Genomic DNA, 23,976 nt, shown 5'->3' with positions numbered 1-23,976 from the left:
CCTAGCTTACAGCGTTGCCGTACTGTCATGCAACTGCTGGAATTGCGACAGCTGTTGCTGCATCAGCCGCGCATACTGGCCGCCCGCGCGCAGCAGTTGGGCGTGCGTGCCTTGCTGGCAGATCTTGCCATTGTCCAGGACGATGATGCGGTCCGCTTTCACGATGGTGGAAAAGCGGTGGGCGATGATGATGGTGGTGCGCCCTTGCATCAGGGTATCAAGAGCGCGCTGCACCAGCTGTTCGCTGGCCGCATCGAGCGCGCTGGTGGCTTCATCGAGGATCAGGATCTTCGGCGCGCGCAGGATGGCGCGGGCAATGGCGATGCGCTGCTTCTGTCCGCCGGACAATTGCACGCCTCGTTCGCCCACCAGGGTTTCGTAGCCGTCCGGGAAGGCCGTGATGAAATCGTGCGCATGCGCCAGGCGCGCCGCCGCCAGCATCTCTTCGCGCGCCACCTGGCGGTCCGGCACGGCAAACGCGATATTGTCGGCGATACTGCCGGAAAACAGGGCCGGTTCCTGCTCCACCACGGCCATCTGGCGGCGCAGCTGCGCCACGCCCAGCACGCGGGCATCGATGCCGTCGAACTGCAGGCTGCCCGCGTCGGGCTGGTAGTGGCCCAGCACCAGGCTGGCGATGGTGGACTTGCCCGCGCCCGAGGCGCCCACCAGGGCGATTTTTTCGCCCGCGCGGATGGCCAGGCTGACGCCGTCGAGCGCCGTGACCTGCGTGCGCTCCGGGTAGGCGAAACGCACTTCGCGCAGCGCGATATGGCCCGCCAGCGGCGGCTGCGGCGCCGCCTCGGGCACCGGGCGGTGGCTGCGCAGGATGTCGAAGATGCGGTCGGTCGACCCCATGGTGCGCATCCAGGTGTTCCAGAATTCGCTGATGGAGCCGGCCGTGTCCGTCACCATGCTGGCATAGATGACGAAGGCCGTCAGCTCGCCCACGCTCAGGCGCCCCTGGCCGATCAGGTGCGCGCCGAAGCACAGGGTGGTCAGCAGGGCAACGAAGGCAAGCAGTCCCTGCGCGCCCTGGAACACGGCCAGCAGCCGCGTGCCGGCCAGGGACACGTCCAGCAATTGCCGCATGGCTTGCGCGTAGCGGGCCATGGCGCCGCCCTGCTGGTTGAACGCCTGTACCAGGCGCGCATGGGCAAAATACTCCTGCGCCACCTTGCCGCTGGCGGCCAGGCTGGCGGAAATGGCCCGCGCGCGCAGCCGGTAATTGCTGCCAGACAGTTTGCCCAGATACAGACTGATGGGAATGAACAGGGCCAGCGGCAGGCTCAGCATGGGCGACAGCTGCAGCAGCATGGCGATGCCGCCCACAAATACGCACAGCGAGCGCAGGGCATTGGCCGCGCCGATGGTCAGGCTTTCATGCAGGGCCGACACGTCGGACGTGAGGCGGCTGTTCAACTCGCCGCCATGGTGCTTGTCGAAGAAAGCGATGGGCTGGTTGATCACCACGTCGAACAGGCGCCGGCGCACCCCCATGACGATCATGTGGCCGCCCGATTGCAGCAGGTAGAAGCGCGCGGCCGAGGCCAGCGCATACAGCACGCTGAAGGCCAGCATCGCGGCCACCATGCCCGGCGTGACGCCGCGCTTGGTGAGGGCGGCCACGTTGTCGATGAAATAGGCGATGGCTTGCGGGAAGGCCAGCTGCGCGCCCACGGTGAGGGCCATGCACAGCAGGCCGGCGGCGATGCGCCAGCGCACGGGATACAGCAGGCGCAGGCGTTCCAGGTGGGGGGCGATGTTCAGATGGCTCATGCGGCGCGCTCCTGCGCCGGTTCGGCGTTCAATTGCCCGACGAGGGCCAGCCAGTCTTCGTCGCCGATCAGGCCGGTCGCTTCCACCTGCCCCTGGTAATTGACAAAGATATACGAGGGCGAACTCATCAGGGGATTGACGCGCCGGTAGTCGCGCAGCGCGAGGCGCGCCGTGGCTGCCCGCAAGCTATCGCTGGGCAAGAAGGCGCGCAAGCGGCGGGGCGCCTCTTCGCTGAGCAGCCACAGGGCCAGGCCCGCTTCGCGCGCCAGCGGCATCAGCTGTTCGACGCCGGTCAGCTTTTCCCGGCATTTCGGGCAGCGGCTGGCCAGGAACAGCAGCACGGTGGCCTGGCCGGCCGCGCCCGGCTGAAATGCGGGGCCGCCGTCCAGCGGACGGGCTTGCACGGCAGGCAGGGGCTCGCCCGGCACCAGCGCCGCCGGCGCGATGCGTTCGCGGCGGCTGGCGCGCAGCACGGCCAGGGTCAGCCAGATATTGCCGGCGAGGGCAAACGCCAGCGCCGCCAGCACCCATTGCAATGTGGTGGAATCCATCAGTCGGCCTTTGCCAGGGTGGCGATGTCGTGCAGGGAAATGGTGGCCACGCAGACGATGGCCGCCAAGCCGGCGGCCAGCACGCCGGTGGCCATGGGCAGAGCCGCCCCTGGCGCAAAGGCAAAGTAGGCGCCGTTGATGCCGACCACCAGCACGTTGCGCAGCAGGTCGTAGTGCGAGACGGGCCGCGCCGCTTCGCCGAAGCAGCTGCAGCGCACCACGCTGTGCGTGAAGTAGCGGTAGGCGAGCACGGCGGTAAGCGTGCCGAGCAGCAAGAGCGACAGCAGCATGGGCAGATCCGCGCCGCCGGCCAGCAGCCAGCCGGCAAGCAGCAGCTCGGCTGCCACCAGGGCCGGCGCCGCTACCGTGGCGGCGGCAGGCGGCACGCTGAACGAGGTGGCCAGGTTGTCGCGGAAAGCGCCATAGCTGCGCAGCTTGCCCACGCCGGCCGCCAGCAGCAGCCAGGCGATGCAGCAGCGCGCCACCTGGGGCAGCAATGAGTCCAACGACGGCGCAAGGGATTGGGTCAAAAGCGGCGTCAGCATGCGGACTCCGCTGGCGTGCTCCATACGGGCGCGAAGCCGCCCGGACGCTGGCGCCGCAGTTGCACGCCGTCGCGCGAGGCCAGCAGGGCGTCCGTCCATGGTTCCTCGGGCGCGCTGCGCAGGGCGCCGCCTATGCTTGCCTGCAATTGCGTCGAGATGGCCCAGCCCAGCCGTTCGGCGTGGGCGTCGCGCGCCATGTTCAGGCCCAGCCGGGCCAGTTCCTCGCGCGTCAGCGCATAGTTATGCGAGTGGTAGCCCGTCACCAGTTGCGCGACGATGGCGCGCCGCGCCTCGGGTGTAGCGTCGGGCAATTGCCAGGCCAGCAATTCCTCGCCGATCTGCGCCAGCTCCAGCGTGGTGCGGTAAAAGGCCGTCAGGGAAGGGGGGAAGATGCTGCCGCACAGCAGGGACAGCGATTGCTGGCGCGCCTCGGCTGCATCCACGCCGAACCATTGCTGCGCCATGTCGCCGAAGACCTTGATGTCGAGGCTGGAAAAGGCGCCGCCGTCCGCGCCTTCGAGCTGCGGGTCGATGGGCGAGAACAGGGCCAGGTCGCCGGCGATGATGTCATCCGCGCCCAGGGCCAGCAGGGTGGCGGCCGACTGGCAGTGGTAGGGCACGATAAAGCTCAGGTGGCGCGCATGCTGGCGCAACAGGATGGCGATGCGGCGCGCCGCATTGACGATGCCGCCCCGTCCGTGCAGCACCACATCGAGCCGTGCCGCGGGACCGATTCCCTGGCACAGCTCGTACAGGGCGGGCAGCAGCTCCATGTCCAGGTGCGAGGCGGCCAGGACGATGGCCCGGCTGTCGCGCTGCTGCTCCAGTTCGCGCAGCCGCAGGGGGAGCAGGCTCAGGTCTGGCTGTGGCATAGCGCTCCTTCGATCAGGGTATCGGCCACGCTTTCCAGCATGGGCAAGGCGGGCACCAGTTGTTGTACATACAAAAATTGACCGACAGGATTGTTTTCCAAAAAGACATATTCGCCCTGGGGCGTGACGATCAGGTCCAGCGCGCCATACTCGAGGCCATAGCTGTGCACGAAATCGAGGCAACGCTGCCGTATTTCCTCGGGCAAGGCCGCCGCTTCATAGCGGATGGGGGCCGACATGTCGCGCGAATCGATGGCCGTGCGGGCATCGTCCTGGGAATACAGGCGCGCGGCAAACAGTTGCTTGCCGATGACGGTGATCCGCAGTTCGTACTGCTTGGCGATATATTCCTGGAACTGGCAGCTCAGTTCGCCGACGGCGTCCAGGTTTTCCAGCATGGCCTCGTCGACGATGGTGGTGCCGATGCCGCCGCTGATGCGCTCTGCCGCATCCACGGCCTCGGCGGCCAGGCTGGGCGTGGACATGCTCTTGAAAATGATGGGGCCGCCAACGGCGCTGCGGAAGGCGCGCACGTCGTCGGCCACGTTGCTGATCAGGGTGGCGGGCACGCAAAAGCCCATGCGCGCGGCCCGTTCCAGCTGTTCGCCCTTCCATTGCGCGCCGCGCAGGGCCAGGGGATGGCTGAGCCAGTAGCAATCGAGCGTGTACAGCACGCTGAAGATGGCTTGCTCCGTTTCCAGTTGCGCATAGGCGCGTTCCTGCGGCGTCAGGTCGGCGCTGGCATAGGCATAGTCGGCGGCCTTGCGCAGCCACACGGCGCCCACTGCGCGCAGGTCCAGCCAGTCGCCGTCGGGCAGGCGGCGCAGCCGGGAGCGGGCCTGGCCGTCCAGCAGGTGCTGGCACAGCTGGTAATCGCGGGGAAAGGCGTCGAGATCGATACGGAAAGGGGCATGGCCGCGCTCGGCGAGGATGGCTTCGACCAGGTCGGCGTGCAGGTCGCCGCTATGGCTGATAATCAAAACCTTTTTGTGCATGTAGGGAGCCTGCGTAAGGGGAGATGAAAAAGCCTTGCTGTGGCAAGGCTTTCAGCTGGCGCAAAGGTCAGCAAAGATCAGCAAAACTCTCCGCCGTCGCTCGAACCGATGCGCGAATAGCGGTATTGCTCTTCGCTGTCGACTGCCGTGCAGCCGGCCACGGCGACACCATCGCGCACCTTCCAGGGCGCAGGAAGGACCGGTTTTTCCTGTTCTTTCTTTTCTGCCAGCTTGAATGCGAAAAATTTTGTTTGATTTTGCTTCTGCATGTTTTTATCCTCTTGTGATGGTTAACAGCCGCTGCCGGAAAATGGCGTGCATTTCAAATGCCTATTTCAGGCCAATACTGCATCAGCGAATAGCCGGCCATTTTGGAAATACGATATCCCGCATATGAATCCGGCGCGCACGGAATAGCCGCGCCGCAATTGGCGCCGGTTTCAAAGGAGGGGATGGTATGCAACCCCGCGTCGTGTGGGGGCGAATGCGCCGCAAGGATCAGCAATACTGGCCGCGGTCGTTTGGCTGGAAGCGCGAAGAATCGCGGTACTGGTCATTGGTGCCGACTGCGGTGCAGCCGGCTACGGCAACGCCGTCGCGCACTTTCCAGGCGGTGGCGGGCATCGCCGGTTTTTGTTCCTGTTTCTCAGCCAGCTTGAATGCGAACAATTTTTTTTGGTTTTGCATTGTACTATCCTCTTGTGATGGTTAAGTACTGCCTGCGTTGTATGCCATGGTATATGGCCATTCGATATTAGCGCCGGAATAAATAAGCGTCAACTTGAAAATGAATCGTAATTATGATTATCTTTCGCAGATACTCACAAAATATCACATGGCTGCTGATGTTATTGCGGTGCGATAAATAATAATGATGCGGATTTAAATGATCGGCAGGCGGATTGATTATTGCGCTGCACTATTGAAGTGCATGCGGGTGATTATCACGGCAAACGCAGCACCAATGCCCGCCGGCACGCACTATAATGGCGCCTGTTGAATGGATAAGGCAGGAGTGAGCTATGGAAATGGCCTTGACGGACAGCCTGCGGCAGCAGGCATATGCACAGGCCGCCGCCTTCGTGCGGACGCTGGACCGGCGCGATCCTGTTGCGCTGCAACGCGACTGGGGCCTGTCGCCGGGCGTGGCCGACGAGATCGTCGACATGCTCGACAGCTATTTTGCGGCCAACGAAGCGCTGTCCCTGGCGCCGCTGGAGCAGGCCTTCGTGCCGGGCAAGGGCGGGCGTCCCGCCGTCGATGTGTACGCCACCGATGCCGGGCCGCTGGGCATGGAGTGCCTGTTGCTGGCCGATGGCAAGCAGGGCGAAGCGACCTTGCACCTGGAAATGTCCAACCACGATGGCGCGCTGCGCCTCCACTACCACTACATCGGATCCTGAGAGCGACATGACTGCATCGATCAGCGCAACACAGCAACGCATCTGCGACAAGTTCGGCTTGCCGGCACAGGCGCCCGAGCCCATGGTGGCCCTGGCCATCGGCAGCCTCGATCAGTCGCCCATCTACGGCACGCGCATCGAGCTGCCGGAAAACGGTACCATCAGCTGGTTCATCCACTGCGGCCAGCACGACGACGCGAGCGGCTTTTACCAGCCCCTGCACGCGGAGCACCTGCATGAGATGCTGCCGCAGGTGCTCGACTATCTGGCCTTGCCCAGCGGCGCCAGGTTCATCCTCGACCGGGAAGGGTATGAGGACGTGTGGCTGGAAGCGTAAAGACGGCGCTCCTGCCGCGTGACATCATGACAGCGTATTGGGCAGGTATGCCCGCTGTTTGAAATCGAAGCGGAAGTAGTCGAGCAAGTGGCTGCCTTTGCTGAACGGCTCCTGTGGACGTGGTACTTCGTAGTACTTCCCCATCAGGATGCTGTCGCTTATTTCGACGCGCAGGAAACCATGGTGGTCGTCGGAATAGTTTTCCAGCGTGACGGCGTCTCCGCTATCGTCATGGAAGACGGCCGGCGGGATCAGGCGCTGGCCGCCGACCTTCATGATCTGGTGCAGATTATGATAGCCGCCTGCGCCCGTGACGAGGAACAGGGTCTTGCCGCCGTCCGCATTGGCGCGCGTCAGGCGCTGGTAGTTGTGGACGTGCCCGGCGAGGATGGCGTCCGGATGGCGTCCCGCATCGGCTGACGCAGCCGCGACCAGGTCTTTCATGTAGGTGCTGCCGGAATGGTGGTCGTCCGCCGAGTAGATCGGATGGTGCAGGGCCAGCAGCAGGGGCCGGTCGCGCGGCAGGGTGGCCAGTTCCGAGGCCAGCCATTCTTTCTGCGGCGTGCGGATCTCGCCGCCGGCGGGAACATTGCTGTAGAGCCCCACGATATTGACTTGCGGCGTGAGCAGGGTCCAGTACACATTCGGCTGCACCATGGCCGTGCGGTGGGAATCGCCCGATTCCGGCATCTTGACGGGCTGGGGCGCACAAAAATTGCGCACGAAACCGTCGAGTGTCTGGTCTTCCGGCAGGTTCTCGCCATCGTGGTTGCCAGGCACGGCAAAGACGGGGGCCAGGTAGAATTCATAGGGCTGGTAAAACTGCTTGTAATACTCGCTGATCTGGCCGTTGAAGTAGACGCAGTCGCCGGTGACGTACAGGAAGGCAGGCGCCTGGCTGGCGTCGGCCTGGAAATCGTCTTCCATGCCTTTTGCCACCAGTTCCTGCGGCACCGCGTACTGGATGCCGCCCATGTCGCCATTCAGATGGAAGACGACCTTTTGGGTCCTGACGATGGCATCGTACACGGCCGGCGCCACGACATCCTTCAGGTCGAGGCGGAATGGCGCGCTGCCCGTGGGCGGCGGCAGGTCGCGGAACGCCGTGTTGCGGGGCGGTGCCTGGTGCAGCGCCGACGTTCCCGATGCCTGGGGCCGCGCGAGGCCGAAGACATGGGCATTGTTGCCTGAGACGAGATCGGCCATGATGTGTTCCTCCTGCGGTTCCTGCTGCGACACCCCTGGCTGGTTTGTTCACGCGCCAGCCAGATATCCAGTGTAGCCGCGTGGGGCAGGAATAGCGGCCCGCGCGCGCAGACCTTCGATCTGGATCAACTGGATGCGTGCCCCTGCGCATCCGGCCATGGCCATCGCCCGCATTCAGCGGTCGTCGCCGTCGCGTCCCTCCGAGGCCCGCACTGCGGGGCTGACCGCCGTGGCCATGCCGCTCAGCACCCAGGCGCGCTGGCTTGGCGCGAAGCGGGGCGCCAGCATGCCGTCGTTGATTTCGCGCGTCACGGCGAAGCGCCGGAACGACGGCGCCGGCAGGAACAGGCGCGTATTGTCGGCAAAACCGTCGCTGGCACTGTCGACGTCGCCTTCCAGCGCGGAAATGACGCCATCGCCGTTCTGGTCCACGCGTTGCACTTGCGCTACATAGGCATCGTACAAGCGTTGTGGGAAGGCCACGCCCGGCTCGAACGATGCCAGGCGCACATAGGTGTCGAGCAGGATTTCACGGGCCAGTCCGCTGGGAATGAAGCGCTGGCGGTACTCGCGTTGCGCATCGACATCGGCGTCGAACTTGTCCGGGTCGCGCGGGCCCGATGCCTGCAGCGTGCCGGCCGTGTTCGGATTGTCGCCGTAGCCGATGGGATTGTTCTTGACGCCGGCCGGTCCCGAGCCCGGAATCAGCGAAGACAGCGCGCCGATATTGCCGGCCTCAAAGGTGCCGGGTATGCCTCCCGTGAAGGGCAATTCATATAGCGGGTGTATCCAGTTGGTCGTGTAGTTGAACTCCCAGTAGCCATGGCAGTCCGTCTGTTGCATGCAATTGACGGCCCCCATGCTCAGCTGGATAGGCACGATATTGGTCTGGCGCGATGGAAACTGGTCGCTGGAACTGGGCAGGTGCGGCGCATTGCCATCCATCGTGAACAGCTTGCCCGGCTCATTGTTGTGCGAGCCCATCGCCCGCAGCGCCGCCGCATCGGCCGCCGTCATGGTGCCGAACTGGGCCCGGCCGTCGGCGTTCGGGGCCGCCACGGCGGGCACTTCGAGGTCATGGATCATCCAGCCTTCGTACCAGCCGCTTTCATTATTGATCACGAACAGGTTCGACAGGTCGGTGAAGACATCGATGAAGGCGCGCACGTTCTGCGGATCGGTGGGCAGGTCCGGCTTGGGCTCGACCACTAGGCGCACGGCGCCGATGGTGGGCAAGCCACAGTTGCCGCCGGTGGCCGTCAGCATGGCCTGGTCGTTGATGCCGGGAAAACGCGCCGTAAAGGGATTGGCTTCGAACCCGGTGGTATCGAGCAGGTAGTACTGGAATAGCTGGCTGGGCTTGTCGGCCTCGGCGAACGCCTGCATGGGCAGGTAGGTATGCGGCCGCTCGGCCATGCGTTCCAGCCGCTCCTGCAGCCGCCTGGGCAGGTTGCGCACGTCGCCGCGCAGATGCACGATGGCCCGGTCGAACAGGGCGTGGGGATTGGGGTGGCACGGCGGCGGCGGCTGTTCCGCCAGGGTGGAGCCTGACGCGCTCAGCGCAAGGAAGGCCATGGTGGCGCGCACGGCGGCCATGGGCTTGAAGGAAATACGGGTTTGGTGCCGCACAGGCGCTTTCATCATGCCTCCCATTTCAGTTGGTTCCCGCAGGGTTGGCGCCGCCGCGATGACGCGGCAGATGACGCCGTTTCAATTATCTCAACAGCGATGGCGCGGGAATTGATCTGCGACAGGCGGGAAGCAAAGATGCGGACCCGGCCAGGAAAATACGCGGCGCAGGCATGTAAATAGAGTAAGATTGTGTTTTCATATATGGAAATTCAGCTAGGAATCCACGATGTCTATCCGCATGCAGCCTGGCCTGCGCATTCTACTTGCCGCATTACTCGCCGCAGGCACCGCGGCGGCCGCCGTACCCGCCGCCACGTCCCCCAAGGCAGGCCTTGCCGTCGATGCCGGGCAGCAGCTGGCTGCCTTCCTGCAGGACGAGATGCGCGAACGCCAGATTCCTGGCCTGCAAATTGCCGTCATACGGCGTGGCAAGGTTGTGCTGTCGCGCAATTTCGGCCTGGCCAGCCTGCAATACCAGGTGCCCGTGACGGATGCCAGCATGTTTTCCATCAATTCGGCAACGAAAGCGTTTGCGGGGGTGGCCGTGATGCAGCTTGTGCAGCAGGGCAAGATCGACCTGGCGGCGCCCGTCAGCCAGTACCTGACGGGCTTGCCGCCAGCCTGGCAAGCCGTGACCGTGACCCAGCTGCTCAACCATACTTCCGGCTTGCCCGATGTGCTGGACCAGCGCAGCGGCAAGCTGGTGGGGCCGCAGCCGGACGACGCGGATGCCGCATGGAAAGCCGTGCTGGCGCTGCCCGTGGAAGCCCGGCCAGGCGAGCGCTACCGCTACAACCAGACCAATTATGTGTTGCTGGCGCAATTGATCGAGCGGCAAGGCGGCCAGCCGTTTACCGAATTCGTCCAGCGCCGGCAGTTCGACGTGGCGGGCATGCGGCACAGCGGCTTTGGCGATGCGAAGGACGTGGTCGCCAACAAGGCCAGTTCCTACGTGCTGAACCGGGGCGGCAAGGGCTACCGCAACGTGATCGAGGATTTTCCCGTGTTCATGCGGGCCGGGGCCGGCATCAACAGCAATGCGGGCGAGCTGGCCAACTGGCTGATCGCGCTGCAATCGGGCCGCCTGCTGGCGCCCGCCAGCCTGGAGCGGCTGTGGCAGCCGACCAGCTTGAATGATGGCAAGCCGGGAGCGTGGGCGCTGGGCTGGCCCACCATCGGCCGCGATGGCCACCGGGCCGTGGCCGGCATCGGCGGCGCCCGTTCGGCCTTTTATGTGTATCCGGACGATGACCTGGCCGTCATTATCCTGAGCAACCTTGCCGGCGGCCAGCCGGAACAGCTGATCGATACCGTCGCGGGCTTTTACGTTCCCGCCCTGCGCCAGCAGCGCGGCGGCGCGTATGCCGCGCACCTGCTGCGCAACCAGGCGGCCAGCGATGGTTTCGACGGACTGGACAGGAAACTGGCGGCCATCCGCCGCCAGCACGGGCTGTCCGCCCCCGGCGAAGACGACTTGAATGCCTGGGGCTACCGCCTGCTGGGCCGGCAGCAGCCGAAACAGGCGGCCGCCGTCTTCGAACTGGGCGTGCAACTGTACCCGCAAGGGGCAAATGGCCACGACAGCCTGGCCGAGGCGTACGAGGCGGGCGGCGCGAAGACGCTGGCCATCACGCATTACCGCCGGTCGCTGGAACTGGACCCCGGCAATACGCACGCCACCGAGCGCCTGCGCGTGCTGGCCGCCGATTAGGCTGCCTGGACAGCCTGAACAGCCTGGCCGTGCTCGGCCCCATGCATGGCCAGGTAGGCGGCCAGATTGTCGTCGTCGATGCCCAGGGCGCGCAAGACTTCCTGGGTGAAGGTGACGGGCGCCGTGCCGGGCGCCGTGATGACGCGCTGGTCGGCCACGGCCCAGGGCACGTCCTGGTACAGGGCGGCGCCCCCGTAGCCGGCATCGACCAGGTTGCCGGCGCTGTTGGAAGTGTGGCGCACGGTGTCGAGCACGCCAGCCTGCGCCAGCACGCGCGTGCCGTCGCAGATGCCGGCCAGCACCACGCCCTTGTCGCGGGCGGCGCGCAGCAAGGGCCCCAGGTCGGGCGCCTTGCCGCTTTGCCAGTGGCTGCCGCCGCATACCATCAGCAAGTCGAGTTCATCGAGCGAAATGGCTTCCAGCGCCAGTTGCGGCGTGACCAGCATGCCGCCGGACGACGTGACGGGCAAGCCGCCCGGCGTGGCGAACTGCGTGTAGAAGCCGTAATACAGGCGCGCCGTGGAGTTGAGCAGGGCGGTTTCCCAATCGGCAAAGTTCTCGGTCAGAATGGTGATGGCACGTGTCATGAAAAGTCCTGTCGCAGGTGGAGATATCAATAGTACAGGCTGGTTAGCCCGTTGGTGCCGAAAGCATAATAAAAGGCACTGACAATTTCTGTCAGGAGCGTGCGCGCGCGACCTGCCGTGCCGGCACGGCGCGCCGCGCAGAAATGGGGGCCATATTGCCGGCGACTGCGCTACAATCGCTGGCCCGTCCGCGCGGGCCTGCCCCTGATCAATACCTACTCTTTGCCGCCTCCATGCTGATTCTGTTTTGCCGTGTCCTGTTGAGCATTGCCGGCCTGCTGTTGTTCTTCCTTTTCGATCAATTAAGCGCGAACGAATGCCTGAAACTGAGCGTCTTGCTGGCCGCGTTCCTGCTGGGCGCGGGCAGCGTGCTGCATGCGTGGCGCTGCCGTGCCGGCGCGTTTACCGTACTGCTGCGCGTCGTGGTGCCCGTGTTTTACCTCGACGCCGCCGTCAAGGGCTTCTTGCGTGGTTATTTTGGCATGCGGCCGAATCCCAATGCGGTTTTACAGGCCATGTTTGCGACAGATCAAGCCGAAACGGGAGAGTTTTTCCTGCATAACAGCATCGCGCTGGCGCAAGTGGCCGCCTGGTTCGTGCTCGTGACGGCGGCGGTGCTGCTGGCCGACCGCCAGCTGCAGCGCTGGCAGGCGGGGCGCGACAGTGCGGCGCCGGGCTTGCTGCAAAAGGGCTTTGCCGTCTTCATGGCCGCCTTTCTCGTGTCCTTGCACGTCAATACCACCATGCGGCGCGAGAATCCTGCCCTGTTCTGGCCGCTGCGCTACCAGCAGTACAGCGCGCAGCTCGAGGCGATGAAATCCATGCAGCATGCGCTGACGGCCGCCATGGCCGCGCCGGACGACTGGCATGTGCGCTATGCGGGCGAAGACGCGCGCACCGTCATCCTGGTGATCGGCGAGAGCACCAACCGCGCCTCGATGTCGCTGTATGGCTATCCGCGCGCCACCACGCCTCAGCTCGACGCCATGCGCTCGAAGCTGCTGGTATTCAATGACGTGATTTCGCCCGCGTCCAGCACGGTGGAATCGATGATGACGATGCTCACGCCGGCCGACATCGGCAATCCCGACGCATGGATGGCCAAGCCGAATTTGCTGATGCTGGCCGAGGCGGCCGGCTACAAGACGTTCTGGGTGTCGAACCAGACGCGCAACGACGGCTGGATCGGGCTGCTGGCGGGCGAGGCGGATGAAAGCGACTTCATCAACTACGGCACTGGTCGCGGCGAAAACAATTTCGACGGCAACCTGTTCCAGCCGTTTTCCCACGCGCTGGCCGATACGGCGCCCAAAAAGCTGATCGTCGTGCACTTGCTGGGGGCGCATCCCAGCTACGACATGCGCTATCCCAGCCGCTTTTCGCATTTCGGCCAGGCGCATGACGCCGTCAGCGCGCAAATGGCCAGCCAGGGCCGGTCCAGCTGGATACGCAGCCAGCGCGACGAGTACGACAACGCCATCCGCTATGGCGACTACGTGCTGGGCACCCTGATCGGCATGGCGGAAAAGGCCAAGTCCGGCCGCGCCGCCTCGCTGCTGTTTGTCTCCGACCATGGGCAGGAAGTCGGCTACAGCCGCAACCACGCTGGCCATTCCGCTTCGGACAAGAGCGGCTATGAAATTCCCATGCTGATCTGGAATAACCAGCAAGCGCCGCAATCGACGGCCGCGCGCGCCGCGCTGGAAAGCCGGCCGTATCAGACGGACAAGCTCGATGCGACCGTGCTGGGCTTGCTGAAGATCGAGACGCGCTACTACGCGGCGCACGACGATATCCTCAGCAGCGCCTTTCAGCCCGTGCAGCGCTTCATGAACGGCTTGCAGTACCAGCGGGGCGCCCCGGCAGCGGCCCGCGGACCTGGCGCCAGCTGACATGCAAAAGGCCCGGCGCCGCCGCAGGTAGCGGCGGGGCCGGGCCCCGGGAGCGATGCCGCTTACTTCTCGGCGAACGCGCGCTCGACGACGAAGTCGCCAGGCGTCGAGGTATTGCCTTCCTTGAAGCCACGCGCTTCCAGCATGTCTTTCAGGTCGCGCAGCATGTCCGAGCTGCCGCAGATCATGACGCGGTCTTCGGCAGGATTGAGTGCCGGCACGCCCAGGTCTTCGGCCAGCTTGCCGTTCTCGATCAGTTCGGTGATGCGGCCCATGTTGCGGAAGTCTTCGCGCGTCACGGTCGGGTAGTAGCGCAGCTTGTCGCTGACCATTTCGCCCAGGAATTCATGCTTGGGCAGATGCTCTTCCAGCAAGTCGTGGTACGCCAGCTCGTCGACCTGGCGCACGCCGTGCACGAGGATCAACTGGTCGAAGCGCTCGTAGATGTCCGGATCGCGCACGATGCTGAGGAATGGCGCCAGGCCCGTGCCCGTCGACAGCATGTACAGGCGCTTGCCTGGCAGCAGGTAGTCGGATACCAGGGTGCCCGTCGGCTTGCGGCCGACGATGACGGTGTCGCCCACCTGCAAGTGTTGCAGGCGCGACGTCAATGGACCACCCGGCACCTTGATGCTGAAAAATTCCAGGTGGTCTTCGTAATTGGCGCTGGCGATACTGTAGGCGCGCAGCAGGGGCTTGCCATCGACGCGCAGGCCGATCATGGTGAAATGGCCATTCGAGAAACGCAGCGACGGGTCGCGCGTGGTGGTAAAGGAGAACAGGGTATCCGTCCAGTGGTGCACGCTTAATACGCGCTCTTCATTCATCGAACTCATAGTGTTTGTTGGCTGGTCAAAAAAATGGTTAGTTGCTGGCAACTGCTGGCAAAAGTGAAACCCTGTGTAGGCCCAGACGCTATTGTACTGGCCTCCACACGAAATTGTTACCGTCTATCGCCGCCATTGCTGCCGCACGCGGTGCCGACATTATAGTGCGAATGGCAAGGCGGGACTGAAATTCGCCCGGAAACGGGCGCCGGGCATGCGGACTCTTGACCTGGCTCACTTTTTCGCCCGGGGGTGCCAGGATGGGCCAGGATGGGGCCCGGGGCGCAGGCGCCCCGGGCCTGCCGCAGCGGCGGTGCTAGGCCTGGAGGCCTGCGGCAGCGCCATGCCGGCCGGCCCGGCGCTGCCAGAATGGCGCATCGGGCCAGCGCTGCTCGGCGCCGTAAAAGCCGCGCCGCATCTGCAGATAGGTTTCAAACGAGGCGAACACGCTGCGCCGGTAGCCCGACGCCATGCCGCGCTCGCCCGCCAGGTAGGCTTCCGCCACGCGCGCCGCATGGATGCCCGACGCCATGGCCTGGCCGATGCCCAGCGAAGAGATCGGGTCGAAGCAGGCGGCCGCATCGCCAGCCGCCGTCCAGTTCTCGTCCGCGGGCAGCGACGCCACCCGGCTGTGGATGGCGTAGTGGCGCAGGGCGTCCGGCGCGGGCAGGCGCGCCAGGATATCGCGCACGTGCAAAGTGCCCATGCCGGCCTGGCGCCACGGCGCCGGCTCCTTCAGCCGCAGGTGCTTGAGGATGTCGGCATCCGTGATGAAGGCCAGCGCCACGCGGTCGCCGGGCAGGGGCGCGGCGTAATACCAGCCGTGCTGCGTCGTTTCCACCAGGGTGCGGTGCGGCAGGAATTGCGGTTCCGCCAGCTGATAATAGGCGTACAGCGCCACCAGCGAGTCTTCCGTGTGGATGGGGCGCTTGCGCTGGCGCACGATGGCCGCCTGCTTGCCGCTGCAATCGATCAGGTAGCGGGCCGTCAGCGCCGTTTCCTGGCCATCGGCCAGGACGCGCAGATGCCATGGCTCGCCGTGTTCAAGCTGCACCAGTTGCGCCGGGCGCAACAACGCCACGCCCGCCTGGCGCGCCTGTTCGAGCAGGATGGCGTCATACTGCCTGCGGTCCAGGTGCAAGCCGTGGCCGTGGCTGCTGAACACGGCGTCGCGCGACATCAGTTCGGCGCTGCCCCAGGCGGCAGCGTGGGAAAACGCGGGCAGCTGGGCGCCGTCCAGCAAGCCGCGTCCCACGCCAAGGAAGTCCAGCATGGAAAAGATGGACGACGATACCGTTTCACCGGCCCGGTAATCGTCGAACAGCTGCTTTTCCAGCAAGGCGATGCGCAAGCCCGTGTACCGGGCCAGGGTCAGGGCGGCGGCAGTGCCGGCGGCACCGCCGCCGACAATGACGACGTCGTAGCCGCGTGCTGCAGCCGCGCTCAATGGGAAAACCGGCGCCGGTTGGCGGGCATGATTTTCTTCGGCGTGTCCTGCAGGGCCACATGCGCGCCGCCGCTGGCAAACAGCTGCGATGCCTTCTCGGATGCCGTCTGCGGATCCTCGTCCTTGAGGAACCACGCGGGCAGGTAGTTGGCATCGTCGCCCGTGACGAAGCTGCTGGCATTGCCGACCCCGACGCTGGCGGCCACGAATTTGGCGTGATTGCGCTCCTTTTCGACAAAGTACGGGTACTGGCGGCCCGACTCGGCATCCTGGTTCTGGTTCACGATGAAACCCAGGTAGTGCCAGGAGCTGATCATTTGCGAAAAACTGTTCATGCCGCGGCTGTACATCACTTGCATGCCGGCCGGCACGCCGGCGAGCGCCTGTTCTTCCTTGGTGGTGGCGCCGTTGATCACGTTCCACGGACTTTGCGGCGGCCACCAGTAGGCGTAGTAGGTGGGCGGCACGGGGATCAGCGAATCGGGATTCTTGACCAGGTCCGGATTGTCGAAGTTGATCATCTGCACGGAGCAGTCATAGAAGTCCGCCTGCCACGGGATGGCCATGCGCTTGGTCAGGTCGCCCGGTTCGCAGCCGGTGCCGATGCTCGGGTCGTTCCAGTCCAGCGGTTCGCACTCGTCGCGGCCAGCCGACAGGCCGTTCTTTTCGTAGTCGGCATCCACGCGGTGCAGGATGGCGTACGGTTTCGCGTAGATGACGGGATTGCGCACGCTCCACGTCACTTCGATGCCGGGGCACATGGGTTCGCCGACGCAATTGCCGATGGTCGCGTGGTCGAGCGGGTCGATGCCCGGCAGGGCCAGGCCCGGCGCGGTGGGCGAGAATTTGCCGGCCGCCCATTGTTGCAAAGCAAAGTATTGTGTATCCGTCAGTACCGAAAACTTGCTGATGACGTTGTTACGCACGGAATTGCTGCCCGAATTCAAGGGTACGAGGGGAATGCCCGCGCCGGGGTTGTCCGTGGTGGCGGCGCTGAACAACTGTCCGCCCTGGCCGCCCGTGAATCCCGGCACCTGTTCTGCCGTGCCGGGCCGGATGGCCGACGGCTTGCGGAAGTAGCTGAGGAATTTTTCACGCTGCGGCCGGTTCGCTTCCGAGGCATCGGCCACGTCGAAGGCAGGGCGGATGAAGGCCGTCATCGACGGCACCGTCGCCACCCACTGATAATCGCCTATCCTGGCGAGGAAGGGGCGGATATCCTGCTCGTAATTGACGACATACTGGGGGTTCCAGCCATCGCTGCTGCTCCAGCGGGCCGCGTCGTAGGCTTCGGGCAGCGCGTTCTTGTATTTGATGGCCATGTCGGCCACGACATCGTCCCAGGTGGAAATATTTACCAGTTCGGGCGCGAACTTCGGCGAGCCGATGACCACCCACGCTTTCAATTCCACGCAGGGGCTGCCATCCTTGAAATGGATGGTTGCGGTGACGGGGCCGTCGCCCACGTCGTCATTCCACGTATCGCCGCCGCCAAAGCCCGTGATGCTTTCGGAGCCGCCGGCGCGGCCATAGGCGCCGATCACCAGCAGGTTGCCGCGCGAGTCCGTGCGCATTTCGCCCAGGGTGCGCACCGGATAGCCTTGCGTGATGGCTTGCGGATCGGGGAAGGACACATATTTATAGGCGCCGGCGCCATCCTTGTCGAAATGGGCCTTGCGCAGCGGCGCGTCGAGCGTGCGCGGTCCCGGATCGACGATCAGTGCCTGCCGTGCCGCCGCACCCGTGACGTCGCCGTTGCGCAGATTGGTCCAGGAGTTGGGCGTCAGCTTCCAGGCGGGCGGCGTATTTTCCCACGTTTCATAGCTGTTGTACGGGCCAAACATCAGATCGCCCAGCAGGGGAATGAAGTTCCACCAGGCCGCCTTCTTGTTTGCCACGTGCACTTTCCACTCGATGCGGGCAATGCTGGGGTCTTGCATGTCGACCACGGTCTTTTCGCCCGGGCGAGCCGGGTCGGACTTGTAAATTTTAAAGCTGGCCGCCTGGCGCCGCACGCGGCCGGCCGCATCCTTGAACTGGGTAACGTGGACGGGCTTGCCATCGGCCAGCTGCGGATCGTTATTGCCGTCCGCTTCGATCGGCAGTCCGCCTATCGTTTCCGGCGCCAGATAGAAGGAATCATGGCTGTTGCCCACGCGGGCAATGCCGATCGATGGGTGGATCGAGTACTGTTCTGTGCTGGTCATCAAGTTTTCCCTTAAAAGGTTGTCATCCCTGGTGGCATATCTGGCGGCGGCTACGGGGGACGATACAGAGAAAAATTGACAAAAAAGTCACCCATTGTCACTTGCCGTCAATATTTTTCGCCCCTGTGATAGCGCTCAAGTCAACGATTTGGCAATTTGCCCGCACGTGCAGGCGTAATGGAGCAGGGTACTTGCGCATGAACTTGTATGATGTTGCTAAAAAGAATTATCACCAGTCTGCGCGGGCGCGACTGCCCGCCTGGATGCCTGTCCCAGTAAAGGAAATCATGATGTATAAAACAGTGCGCGACCTGTTCCTGCATTTCAAGGAAGCCGTCCCATTCCGCCTCGTCCCGGCCCTGATCTGCACTGCCTTGCTTGTGAGCATGCTATTGCTGCCGGCGCCGGACGGCTTGCCCCCCAAGGCCTGGGGCCTGGTGGCGATTTTCCTGACCACCATCCTGGCGATCATCCTGAAAGTCATGCCCATCGGCGTGATGGCCATGATGGCCATCGTCATCGTGTCCTTGTCGCAAGTGACGTCGACCTCGTCCAAGGGCGCCATCACGGATGCGCTCAGCAGTTTTTCGAATCCCCTGATCTGGCTGATCGTCGTGGCCATCCTGATTTCGCGGGGCTTGAAGAAGACGGGGCTGGGCAGCCGCATCGGCCTGCTGTTCATCTCGCTGCTGGGCAAGCGCACCATGGGCATCGGCTATGGCCTGGCCATCTGCGAACTGGTGCTGGCGCCATTTACGCCAAGTAACACGGCAAGGGGCGGCGGCATCGTCCACCCCGTCATGAAATCGATCGCCAATGCCTTCGATTCGGACCCGGCCAAGGGCACGGAAAAGAAGGTCGGCACCTATCTGGCCCTCGTCAACTACCATGCCAACCCCATCACGTCGGCCATGTTCCTGACGGCCACGGCGCCCAACCCGCTGGTGGTCGATTTCGTGGCCAAGGCCAGCGGCCAGAGTTTCCACCTGACGTGGACCACCTGGGCCCTGTGCATGCTGCTGCCGGGCCTGGTCTGCCTGCTGGTGATGCCCTTGATTATCTACTGGCTGTCGCCGCCGGAACTGAAAGCCACGCCGGACGCCGTTACCTACGCGAAAGCCGAGCTGAAAGGCATGGGGCCGCTGTCGCCGGCGGAAAAAGTCATGCTGGGCACCTTCGCTTTGCTGCTCTTGCTGTGGGCGAACGTGCCCGCCATGCTGTTCGGCCCCGCGTTCTCGCTCGATGCGACGGTGGTGGCCTTCGTCGGCTTGTTCGTGCTGATCATTACCGGCACCATCGACTGGGACGACGTACTGTCGGAAAAGAGCGCCTGGGACACCTTGGTGTGGTTCGGCGCGCTGGTCATGATGGCCGAGCAACTGAACAAGACGGGGGTGATCGCCTGGTTCTCGGCCGGCATGAAGGCGGCCATCGTCGCCAGCGGCATGGACTGGCTGCCCATCGCCGCCGTCCTGGTGCTGGTGTTCGTCTTCTCGCATTATTTCTTTGCCAGCACGACGGCCCACATCAGCGCCATGCTGCTGGCCTTCCTGACGGTGGGCCTGCACCTGATCCCGGCCGCATACCACGTGCCGTTCATGCTGATGATGACGGCCGGCTCGGCCATCATGATGACCCTGACCCATTACGCGACGGGCACCTCGCCCATCATCTTCGGCAGCGGCTTCGTGACGATGGGCAACTGGTGGCGGGTCGGCTTCCTCATGTGCGTGGTGGAACTGCTGATCTTTGCCATCGTCGGCACGACCTGGTGGAAGGTGCTCGGCTACTGGTAACGCAGGCTATCACCGCCGCTACAGCTGGCGCGCCAGGCTCTGCACCGTGGCCAGGCACTGCTTGAGCTCGCCGCCGGTGGCGCGTTTCCACAGGACGGCCGCCTGCGACCACGCCTGTTGCGCCAGCAAGCCGCTGATTTCCATCTGCTGCTCGGCCGGCAAGCCGCCGAACTGGCGCAGCTCCAGTGTACGGGGCTGGCCATGGCGGCCGGCCGGGTCCTGTTCTTCCAGCGCCGCATGCAGGCTGCCGGGCCGGTGCGGCGCGCCGGTTTCATCCACATACGCCAGTTGCACGTCGGGGGCATCCGCGACGTCGTAACCGAGGTCGCCGCAAGGTTCGTCGATCAGCCGGGCGATGTTATAGATAGTCAATACCTGGGCGGAACGCACCACGTCCGTCAGGTCGTGCACGTCGACGCCCCCGTCCAGCAGGCGCTGCAGGGCAGGGGAGTTGATGAACGGAAAGTCCGACTCGCCCAAGGTGCGCCAGCGTTCCAGCCATCGCGGCTGCGGCATGCTTTCATCAACCACGTCGGACCACAGGCCCCGCAGCAGCAAGTGCTGCAGCACGGGGGCCAGATCCTTGCGTTGCGCCGCGTCCGCCAGGTCCTGCGCCTGGCTAGCCGTCAAGCCCAGTTCCTGCAAGCGTCGAGAGATCGATGTCATGGTCCAGCCTTCCTTTCACGATAGGCGGGCATGATAACCGCTGCGGGGTTTGAGGCACGGGCAGCCGCACGATTGACCCGTGCCACGGCACTGGTGAATAATGCAACAATGACAGTGATGTATTCGAGGCAGGCAAACAAGACAGAACGACAAGGAGCGGCAATGGCAACTCTTCCAGCGGAAGCGGCAGAACACCTGTTTTCCTACGGCACCCTGCAACAGGCAGACGTGCAGCTGGCCACCTTCGGGCGATTGCTCGACGGCCGGCCCGACCGGCTGCCCGGCTACCGCCTGGCGCTGCTGGCGATAGCCGATGCGCAAGTGGTGGCGACCAGCGGCAAGACGCATCACCCGATCGCTTCGCGCAGCGGCGCGCCGGCGGATTGCGTGCCGGGCGCCGTGCTGGCCGTTTCGGCGGAGGAATTGCGCCAGGCGGATGGCTACGAGGTGGCCGCCTACCGGCGCGAGCGCGTCACCCTGGCGTCGGGCATGCAGGCCTGGGCCTACGTGGATGCGCGCGATGCGCCGCGGTGAGGGCGGCGCATCGCTTTCAGCGTGGCCCATGACGGCTTGTAAAAACGCCAGCAACGGTGTTAGTCCCAATCGCGCGGGATGGCGCATTGGCTTGAGCGATGCAGCGAGAATTTGTCGCAGATCAAAGTGTGTTTCACACGCATGCGCTAATATCCGTTATTAGACGAATTTAAATATTCAATCCACATTCAGTCCATATTCAATCTTATGCGCGGATATTTCAAGCGGCGCCAAACATTTTCCCCGCGCCGCTTGAATGTAATAAAGAACGCCTAGTTCTTGAGGCTGCAGAAAGAAGCATAATGGTCCTGCGTGTAATAGCGCTCCACTAATTTCCGTTTTCCTGTCGGAGTTTGTACGAGCAATACCGCGCGATGCGATCCCGCACCGCCATCGCCGCCAATCCCCAGATAGTACTCATAATAAACCTCGTCCTTGCCGGCGGCAGGGAGGCGCTTTTCATTATTATTGAACACGGTATTGCCAGGACCGCCCGCCACCGCGCTCGTTTTCGCGTTGCGGTAAGCGTCATACTCGCTATTTTGCGGGGTGGGCAGGGTCTTGCTCGGTTCCCGCTTGCCGCAATCGGGAATTTTTGCCGCATGGGCATGGGAAGAGAGCAGGGCGCCAGCCACAATCAGACCCAGCGACCAGCTTGTTGTACGTTGAGCTTTCATTGCTAATCTTTCGTTAATGCTGCGTTTAATGGAATGTTTCCTTGAATACGGCCAGTATTCGGCTGGCCGGCGCAATCTCTGCAGTACTGAATATAATTAAATTTTCAAAACTTTTACTATCCAATTGTCACGCGGCTATGGATAGCCATATGTTTTCATCAGAAACTCCCAGGCGAAATATCGAGGAAAATAAATACAGTGCGGATTTTGAATCAGTCGCATCGTCATTTTGATGAACGTGACAATGTTTGAGTTTTTTTGACGGTTAATTCGTTATGCTTCAATGCAGTTACTGGCAACAAGCAAGCCAGTCCAAACGTAGCGTTCTCCCGATATTCTGTTGTTGGGTATATGCGAGCCAGAACAAGGGATGAATTCATTGATCTAAATCATCAACTTCTGATAGGAATCTGCATGAGCCATGACCATCTCGGTTGCGCCTGCTGCAACCTGCCTCACCTTCCTGCGCTGACTAGCGGCCTGTTGACGGGAACCGCACTCAGCGGTGAACTGAACGCCGCGTTCCAGCACGCATATTCCCAGCAAGCCCAGAAACTGGCGCCGCAAGCGACGATTTTCCATAACGGCCACATCCACACCATGGCCGCGGACGGCAGCGACCAGGTAGAGGCGCTGGGCATCGCCGGCGGCACCATCATTGCCACCGGCACGCTGCACGCGGTGCGCCAGGCCATGCAGCCGCACCAGCCAAGCGAGGTGGACCTGGACGGCCGCACCTTGCTGCCGGGCTTTGTCGAACCCCATATGCACATCCTGCCCAGCGCGCTGTACAGGAGCTGGCTGTCGCTCACGCCGTTCCTGGCAATACCCCGGCAGCAGGAACTGGATCCGGAATACAGTTTCCAGAGCATCAGCAGGCGCATCAGCGCGGCCCTGGAGCAGCCGGACCAGCTGCCGAAAGACAAAAAAGGCAACCCTTGGGTACTCGGCTTCGGCGTCGATCCTTCGCTGATGATGTCGTGGGAAGACATCGGCGCCAGCCAACTGGATAAGCTGAGCCGCACGGTGCCTATCCTGCTGATGAACTCGTCCGGCCACCTTGCCTATCTCAATACCGCTGCGCTGAAGGCGGCGAACATCGAGGACAGCCCTTCCGGCGTGCTGACCGAAATCAGGATCGCCAAGGCGCTGCTGGTCGCACCGCTGCCCAAGCTGCCGGAATTTATCGCTTGCCTGAAGCAGGTGCTGGACAACGCTTCGGCCATGGGCTTTACCAGCGTATTCGACGCCGGCGTGGGCGCCACCGATGCGCCGCTGGTGGAAATCGGCCTGCTCAAGCTGGCGGCGCACCTCGGTCCCGTGCGCATCGGCGCCGCGCTGTTCACCAAGCCGGAAGAAAAAGCACTGGACAATTGGCTCGATCATTACAAGCCGGACCTGCACAACCACGGCGACCAGCGTTTCAGCATCAAGGCGATCAAGCTGATCGCGGATGGCTCGAACCAGGGGTTGACGGGATACCAGAGCCAGCCCTATGCGTGCTCGCACGAGCATTCGATACCTGAAGTGCCGCCCACCGGCTTGAGCAACTACCCCGACACGTCCGTGTTTTCCCGCATGCTGGACAAGGCGGTGGGGCGCGGCTGGCCCGTGCTGGTCCACGCCAACGGCGACCAGGCAGTGGAATATGTGCTGCACAGCTACGATCAGGTACTGACGCCGCGGCCAGGCGGCATCAGCGAAGAAGAGGCGAAAAAGCGGCGCCAGCTGCGCCTGCGGGTGGAGCACGCATCGCTGCTGAATGATGAAGCCATCACGAAAATGGCGACACTGCAGTTGAACCCCAGTTTCCTCATCGGCCACGTCGGCTATTGGGGACACACGTTCCAGCAGACCATTTTTGGCCACGAGCGGGCCCAGTTGCTGGACCGCTGCTATTCGGCATTGAGTGCGGGCATGCCCATCAGCTTGCACTCGGACCATTTCGTCTCGCCGCTGGGCCCCTTGCGCATGATGGAGCAGGCCGTGTTCCGCACCATGGAAGCTGTGCCGGGGGACCAGGTGCTGAATCCGGGCGAGCGGATCAGCCGCATGGCGGGATTGCGTGCCGTCACGCTGGATGCCGCCTGGCATTGCCACATGGATCATCTGGTGGGCTCGCTGGAAGCGGGCAAGCGGGCTGACCTGGTGATTCTTGCGCAAGACCCGCTGGACGAGAGCGTGCGCAAGCTGCGCGACATCGTGGTGCAGGAAACCTGGCTGGCAGGGGTGAAAGTGCACAGCGCGGCCTAGTCTCCAGGGAAAGTTGCGCGCTAAGCGGCTGTCAACGTCACCGCCCCCGACCGCTGCAG

Annotated in this window: 22 protein-coding genes; 7 read left to right on the top strand and 15 right to left on the bottom strand. The window is 63.6% G+C overall.

All coding sequences use genetic code 11. The features are described from left to right. Positions 1-6: 6 nt before the first annotated feature. The 7 genes from GCN74_RS05975 to GCN74_RS05945 form a co-directional block, all read right to left on the bottom strand. Complete coding sequence (locus GCN74_RS05975; protein WP_152255798.1) at positions 7-1,779, bottom strand: ABC transporter ATP-binding protein; 1,773 nt, start codon at positions 1,777-1,779, stop codon at positions 7-9. Continuing rightward, on the bottom strand, positions 1,776-2,330 hold the full coding sequence (locus GCN74_RS05970; protein ID WP_152255797.1) for a TlpA family protein disulfide reductase: 555 nt from the start codon (positions 2,328-2,330) through the stop codon (positions 1,776-1,778). The genes GCN74_RS05975 and GCN74_RS05970 overlap by 4 nt, the downstream gene beginning before the upstream one ends. Beyond that, positions 2,330-2,875, bottom strand: coding sequence for a MauE/DoxX family redox-associated membrane protein (locus tag GCN74_RS05965; protein ID WP_226938885.1), 546 nt, complete (start codon positions 2,873-2,875; stop codon positions 2,330-2,332). The genes GCN74_RS05970 and GCN74_RS05965 overlap by 1 nt, the downstream gene beginning before the upstream one ends. Further along, positions 2,869-3,747, bottom strand: a complete 879-nt coding sequence (locus GCN74_RS05960; protein WP_152255795.1) for an SDH family Clp fold serine proteinase — start codon at positions 3,745-3,747, stop codon at positions 2,869-2,871. Before GCN74_RS05960 ends, GCN74_RS05965 begins: the two co-directional genes overlap by 7 nt. After that, the gene (locus GCN74_RS05955; RefSeq protein WP_152255794.1) at positions 3,729-4,742 is read right to left on the bottom strand and encodes an ATP-grasp domain-containing protein; all 1,014 of its coding nucleotides are present in this window, start codon (positions 4,740-4,742) and stop codon (positions 3,729-3,731) included. The genes GCN74_RS05960 and GCN74_RS05955 overlap by 19 nt, the downstream gene beginning before the upstream one ends. Positions 4,743-4,819: 77 nt before the next feature. Further along, complete coding sequence (locus tag GCN74_RS05950) at positions 4,820-5,011, bottom strand: hypothetical protein (protein WP_152255793.1); 192 nt, start codon at positions 5,009-5,011, stop codon at positions 4,820-4,822. A 229-nt stretch (positions 5,012-5,240) separates the two neighbouring features. Further along, positions 5,241-5,429, bottom strand: coding sequence for a hypothetical protein (locus GCN74_RS05945; protein WP_152255792.1), 189 nt, complete (start codon positions 5,427-5,429; stop codon positions 5,241-5,243). A 335-nt stretch (positions 5,430-5,764) separates the two neighbouring features. On the opposite strand from GCN74_RS05945, the gene GCN74_RS05940 reads away from it, so the two are divergent. Together GCN74_RS05940 and GCN74_RS05935 are read left to right on the top strand one after the other, a co-directional pair. After that, positions 5,765-6,145, top strand: coding sequence for a hypothetical protein (locus tag GCN74_RS05940; protein WP_152255791.1), 381 nt, complete (start codon positions 5,765-5,767; stop codon positions 6,143-6,145). A gap of 7 nt (positions 6,146-6,152) precedes the next feature. Then, positions 6,153-6,482, top strand: a complete 330-nt coding sequence (locus GCN74_RS05935; protein WP_152255790.1) for a hypothetical protein — start codon at positions 6,153-6,155, stop codon at positions 6,480-6,482. A 24-nt stretch (positions 6,483-6,506) separates the two neighbouring features. Here GCN74_RS05935 and GCN74_RS05930 read toward each other — a convergent pair whose 3' ends face one another. Further along, entirely contained in the window at positions 6,507-7,688 is a 1,182-nt protein-coding gene (locus GCN74_RS05930) for a metallophosphoesterase family protein (RefSeq protein WP_152255789.1), read from the bottom strand. A gap of 174 nt (positions 7,689-7,862) precedes the next feature. Continuing rightward, positions 7,863-9,317 carry a hypothetical protein gene (locus tag GCN74_RS05925; RefSeq protein WP_226938884.1) on the bottom strand — a complete coding sequence of 485 codons (1,455 nt, stop codon included), beginning with the start codon at positions 9,315-9,317 and terminating at the stop codon, positions 7,863-7,865. Positions 9,318-9,546: 229 nt separating this feature from the next. Here GCN74_RS05925 and GCN74_RS05920 point away from each other — a divergent pair, with 229 nt between their 5' ends. Beyond that, positions 9,547-11,031, top strand: a complete 1,485-nt coding sequence (locus GCN74_RS05920) for a serine hydrolase domain-containing protein (RefSeq protein WP_226938883.1) — start codon at positions 9,547-9,549, stop codon at positions 11,029-11,031. On the opposite strand, the gene GCN74_RS05915 is transcribed toward GCN74_RS05920, so the two are convergent. Further along, positions 11,028-11,618 (bottom strand): DJ-1/PfpI family protein, encoded by a 591-nt coding sequence (locus GCN74_RS05915; RefSeq protein WP_152255788.1) that lies wholly within the window; start codon positions 11,616-11,618, stop codon positions 11,028-11,030. The two genes, GCN74_RS05920 and GCN74_RS05915, sit on opposite strands and share 4 nt — an antisense overlap. 233 nt (positions 11,619-11,851) lie before the next feature. On the opposite strand from GCN74_RS05915, the gene GCN74_RS05910 reads away from it, so the two are divergent. Next, complete coding sequence (locus GCN74_RS05910; protein WP_193316983.1) at positions 11,852-13,510, top strand: phosphoethanolamine transferase; 1,659 nt, start codon at positions 11,852-11,854, stop codon at positions 13,508-13,510. A gap of 62 nt (positions 13,511-13,572) precedes the next feature. Here the strand turns inward: GCN74_RS05910 and GCN74_RS05905 are convergent, their stop codons facing one another. From GCN74_RS05905 to lodA, 3 genes are all read right to left on the bottom strand, one after another. Beyond that, positions 13,573-14,346 carry a ferredoxin--NADP reductase gene (locus GCN74_RS05905; RefSeq protein ID WP_152255786.1) on the bottom strand — a complete coding sequence of 258 codons (774 nt, stop codon included), beginning with the start codon at positions 14,344-14,346 and terminating at the stop codon, positions 13,573-13,575. Positions 14,347-14,653: 307 nt separating this feature from the next. Beyond that, a complete protein-coding gene (locus tag GCN74_RS05900) occupies positions 14,654-15,784 on the bottom strand; it encodes a tryptophan 7-halogenase (RefSeq protein WP_193316982.1) in 1,131 nt (376 codons plus the stop codon). Further along, complete coding sequence (gene lodA, locus GCN74_RS05895) at positions 15,781-17,991, bottom strand: CTQ-dependent lysine 6-oxidase LodA (protein WP_152255784.1); 2,211 nt, start codon at positions 17,989-17,991, stop codon at positions 15,781-15,783. The genes GCN74_RS05900 and lodA overlap by 4 nt, the downstream gene beginning before the upstream one ends. Before the next feature lie 290 nt (positions 17,992-18,281). Here lodA and GCN74_RS05890 point away from each other — a divergent pair, with 290 nt between their 5' ends. Further along, a complete protein-coding gene (locus GCN74_RS05890; protein WP_152255842.1) occupies positions 18,282-19,787 on the top strand; it encodes an anion permease in 1,506 nt (501 codons plus the stop codon). Positions 19,788-19,805: 18 nt separating this feature from the next. Here GCN74_RS05890 and GCN74_RS05885 read toward each other — a convergent pair whose 3' ends face one another. Next, a complete protein-coding gene (locus GCN74_RS05885) occupies positions 19,806-20,453 on the bottom strand; it encodes a hypothetical protein (protein ID WP_152255783.1) in 648 nt (215 codons plus the stop codon). A gap of 162 nt (positions 20,454-20,615) precedes the next feature. Here GCN74_RS05885 and GCN74_RS05880 point away from each other — a divergent pair, with 162 nt between their 5' ends. Then, positions 20,616-20,987, top strand: a complete 372-nt coding sequence (locus GCN74_RS05880; protein WP_152255782.1) for a gamma-glutamylcyclotransferase family protein — start codon at positions 20,616-20,618, stop codon at positions 20,985-20,987. Between the two features lie 272 nt (positions 20,988-21,259). Here the strand turns inward: GCN74_RS05880 and GCN74_RS05875 are convergent, their stop codons facing one another. Next, positions 21,260-21,664, bottom strand: coding sequence for a ribonuclease domain-containing protein (locus GCN74_RS05875; protein ID WP_152255781.1), 405 nt, complete (start codon positions 21,662-21,664; stop codon positions 21,260-21,262). Between the two features lie 414 nt (positions 21,665-22,078). Here GCN74_RS05875 and GCN74_RS05870 point away from each other — a divergent pair, with 414 nt between their 5' ends. Next, positions 22,079-23,917 (top strand): amidohydrolase, encoded by a 1,839-nt coding sequence (locus tag GCN74_RS05870; protein ID WP_193316981.1) that lies wholly within the window; start codon positions 22,079-22,081, stop codon positions 23,915-23,917. Positions 23,918-23,976: the final 59 nt, after the last annotated feature.

Origin of the sequence: Janthinobacterium sp. FT14W, from assembly GCF_009208755.1 — a bacterium.
In the GTDB taxonomy this organism is placed as follows: Bacteria; Pseudomonadota; Gammaproteobacteria; order Burkholderiales; family Burkholderiaceae_D; genus Janthinobacterium; species Janthinobacterium violaceinigrum.
This window is presented reverse-complemented; position numbering and strand designations above follow the sequence as displayed.

What these genes read in the sequence shown, in the direction of transcription:
- GCN74_RS05955 (WP_152255794.1), bottom strand. Translation starts at nt 4,742, where the DNA reads ATGCACAAAAAGGTTTTGATTATCAGCCATAGCGGCGACCTGCACGCC.
- GCN74_RS05885 (WP_152255783.1), bottom strand. Translation starts at nt 20,453, where the DNA reads ATGACATCGATCTCTCGACGCTTGCAGGAACTGGGCTTGACGGCTAGC.
- GCN74_RS05945 (WP_152255792.1), bottom strand. Translation starts at nt 5,429, where the DNA reads ATGCAAAACCAAAAAAAATTGTTCGCATTCAAGCTGGCTGAGAAACAG.
- GCN74_RS05875 (WP_152255781.1), bottom strand. Translation starts at nt 21,664, where the DNA reads ATGAAAGCTCAACGTACAACAAGCTGGTCGCTGGGTCTGATTGTGGCT.
- GCN74_RS05960 (WP_152255795.1), bottom strand. Translation starts at nt 3,747, where the DNA reads ATGCCACAGCCAGACCTGAGCCTGCTCCCCCTGCGGCTGCGCGAACTG.
- GCN74_RS05950 (WP_152255793.1), bottom strand. Translation starts at nt 5,011, where the DNA reads ATGCAGAAGCAAAATCAAACAAAATTTTTCGCATTCAAGCTGGCAGAA.
- GCN74_RS05940 (WP_152255791.1), top strand. Translation starts at nt 5,765, where the DNA reads ATGGAAATGGCCTTGACGGACAGCCTGCGGCAGCAGGCATATGCACAG.
- GCN74_RS05915 (WP_152255788.1), bottom strand. Translation starts at nt 11,618, where the DNA reads ATGACACGTGCCATCACCATTCTGACCGAGAACTTTGCCGATTGGGAA.
- GCN74_RS05910 (WP_193316983.1), top strand. Translation starts at nt 11,852, where the DNA reads ATGCTGATTCTGTTTTGCCGTGTCCTGTTGAGCATTGCCGGCCTGCTG.
- GCN74_RS05935 (WP_152255790.1), top strand. Translation starts at nt 6,153, where the DNA reads ATGACTGCATCGATCAGCGCAACACAGCAACGCATCTGCGACAAGTTC.
- GCN74_RS05930 (WP_152255789.1), bottom strand. Translation starts at nt 7,688, where the DNA reads ATGGCCGATCTCGTCTCAGGCAACAATGCCCATGTCTTCGGCCTCGCG.
- GCN74_RS05905 (WP_152255786.1), bottom strand. Translation starts at nt 14,346, where the DNA reads ATGAGTTCGATGAATGAAGAGCGCGTATTAAGCGTGCACCACTGGACG.
- GCN74_RS05920 (WP_226938883.1), top strand. Translation starts at nt 9,547, where the DNA reads ATGTCTATCCGCATGCAGCCTGGCCTGCGCATTCTACTTGCCGCATTA.
- GCN74_RS05975 (WP_152255798.1), bottom strand. Translation starts at nt 1,779, where the DNA reads ATGAGCCATCTGAACATCGCCCCCCACCTGGAACGCCTGCGCCTGCTG.
- lodA (WP_152255784.1), bottom strand. Translation starts at nt 17,991, where the DNA reads ATGACCAGCACAGAACAGTACTCGATCCACCCATCGATCGGCATTGCC.
- GCN74_RS05880 (WP_152255782.1), top strand. Translation starts at nt 20,616, where the DNA reads ATGGCAACTCTTCCAGCGGAAGCGGCAGAACACCTGTTTTCCTACGGC.
- GCN74_RS05970 (WP_152255797.1), bottom strand. Translation starts at nt 2,330, where the DNA reads ATGGATTCCACCACATTGCAATGGGTGCTGGCGGCGCTGGCGTTTGCC.
- GCN74_RS05965 (WP_226938885.1), bottom strand. Translation starts at nt 2,875, where the DNA reads ATGCTGACGCCGCTTTTGACCCAATCCCTTGCGCCGTCGTTGGACTCA.
- GCN74_RS05870 (WP_193316981.1), top strand. Translation starts at nt 22,079, where the DNA reads ATGAGCCATGACCATCTCGGTTGCGCCTGCTGCAACCTGCCTCACCTT.
- GCN74_RS05890 (WP_152255842.1), top strand. Translation starts at nt 18,282, where the DNA reads ATGTATAAAACAGTGCGCGACCTGTTCCTGCATTTCAAGGAAGCCGTC.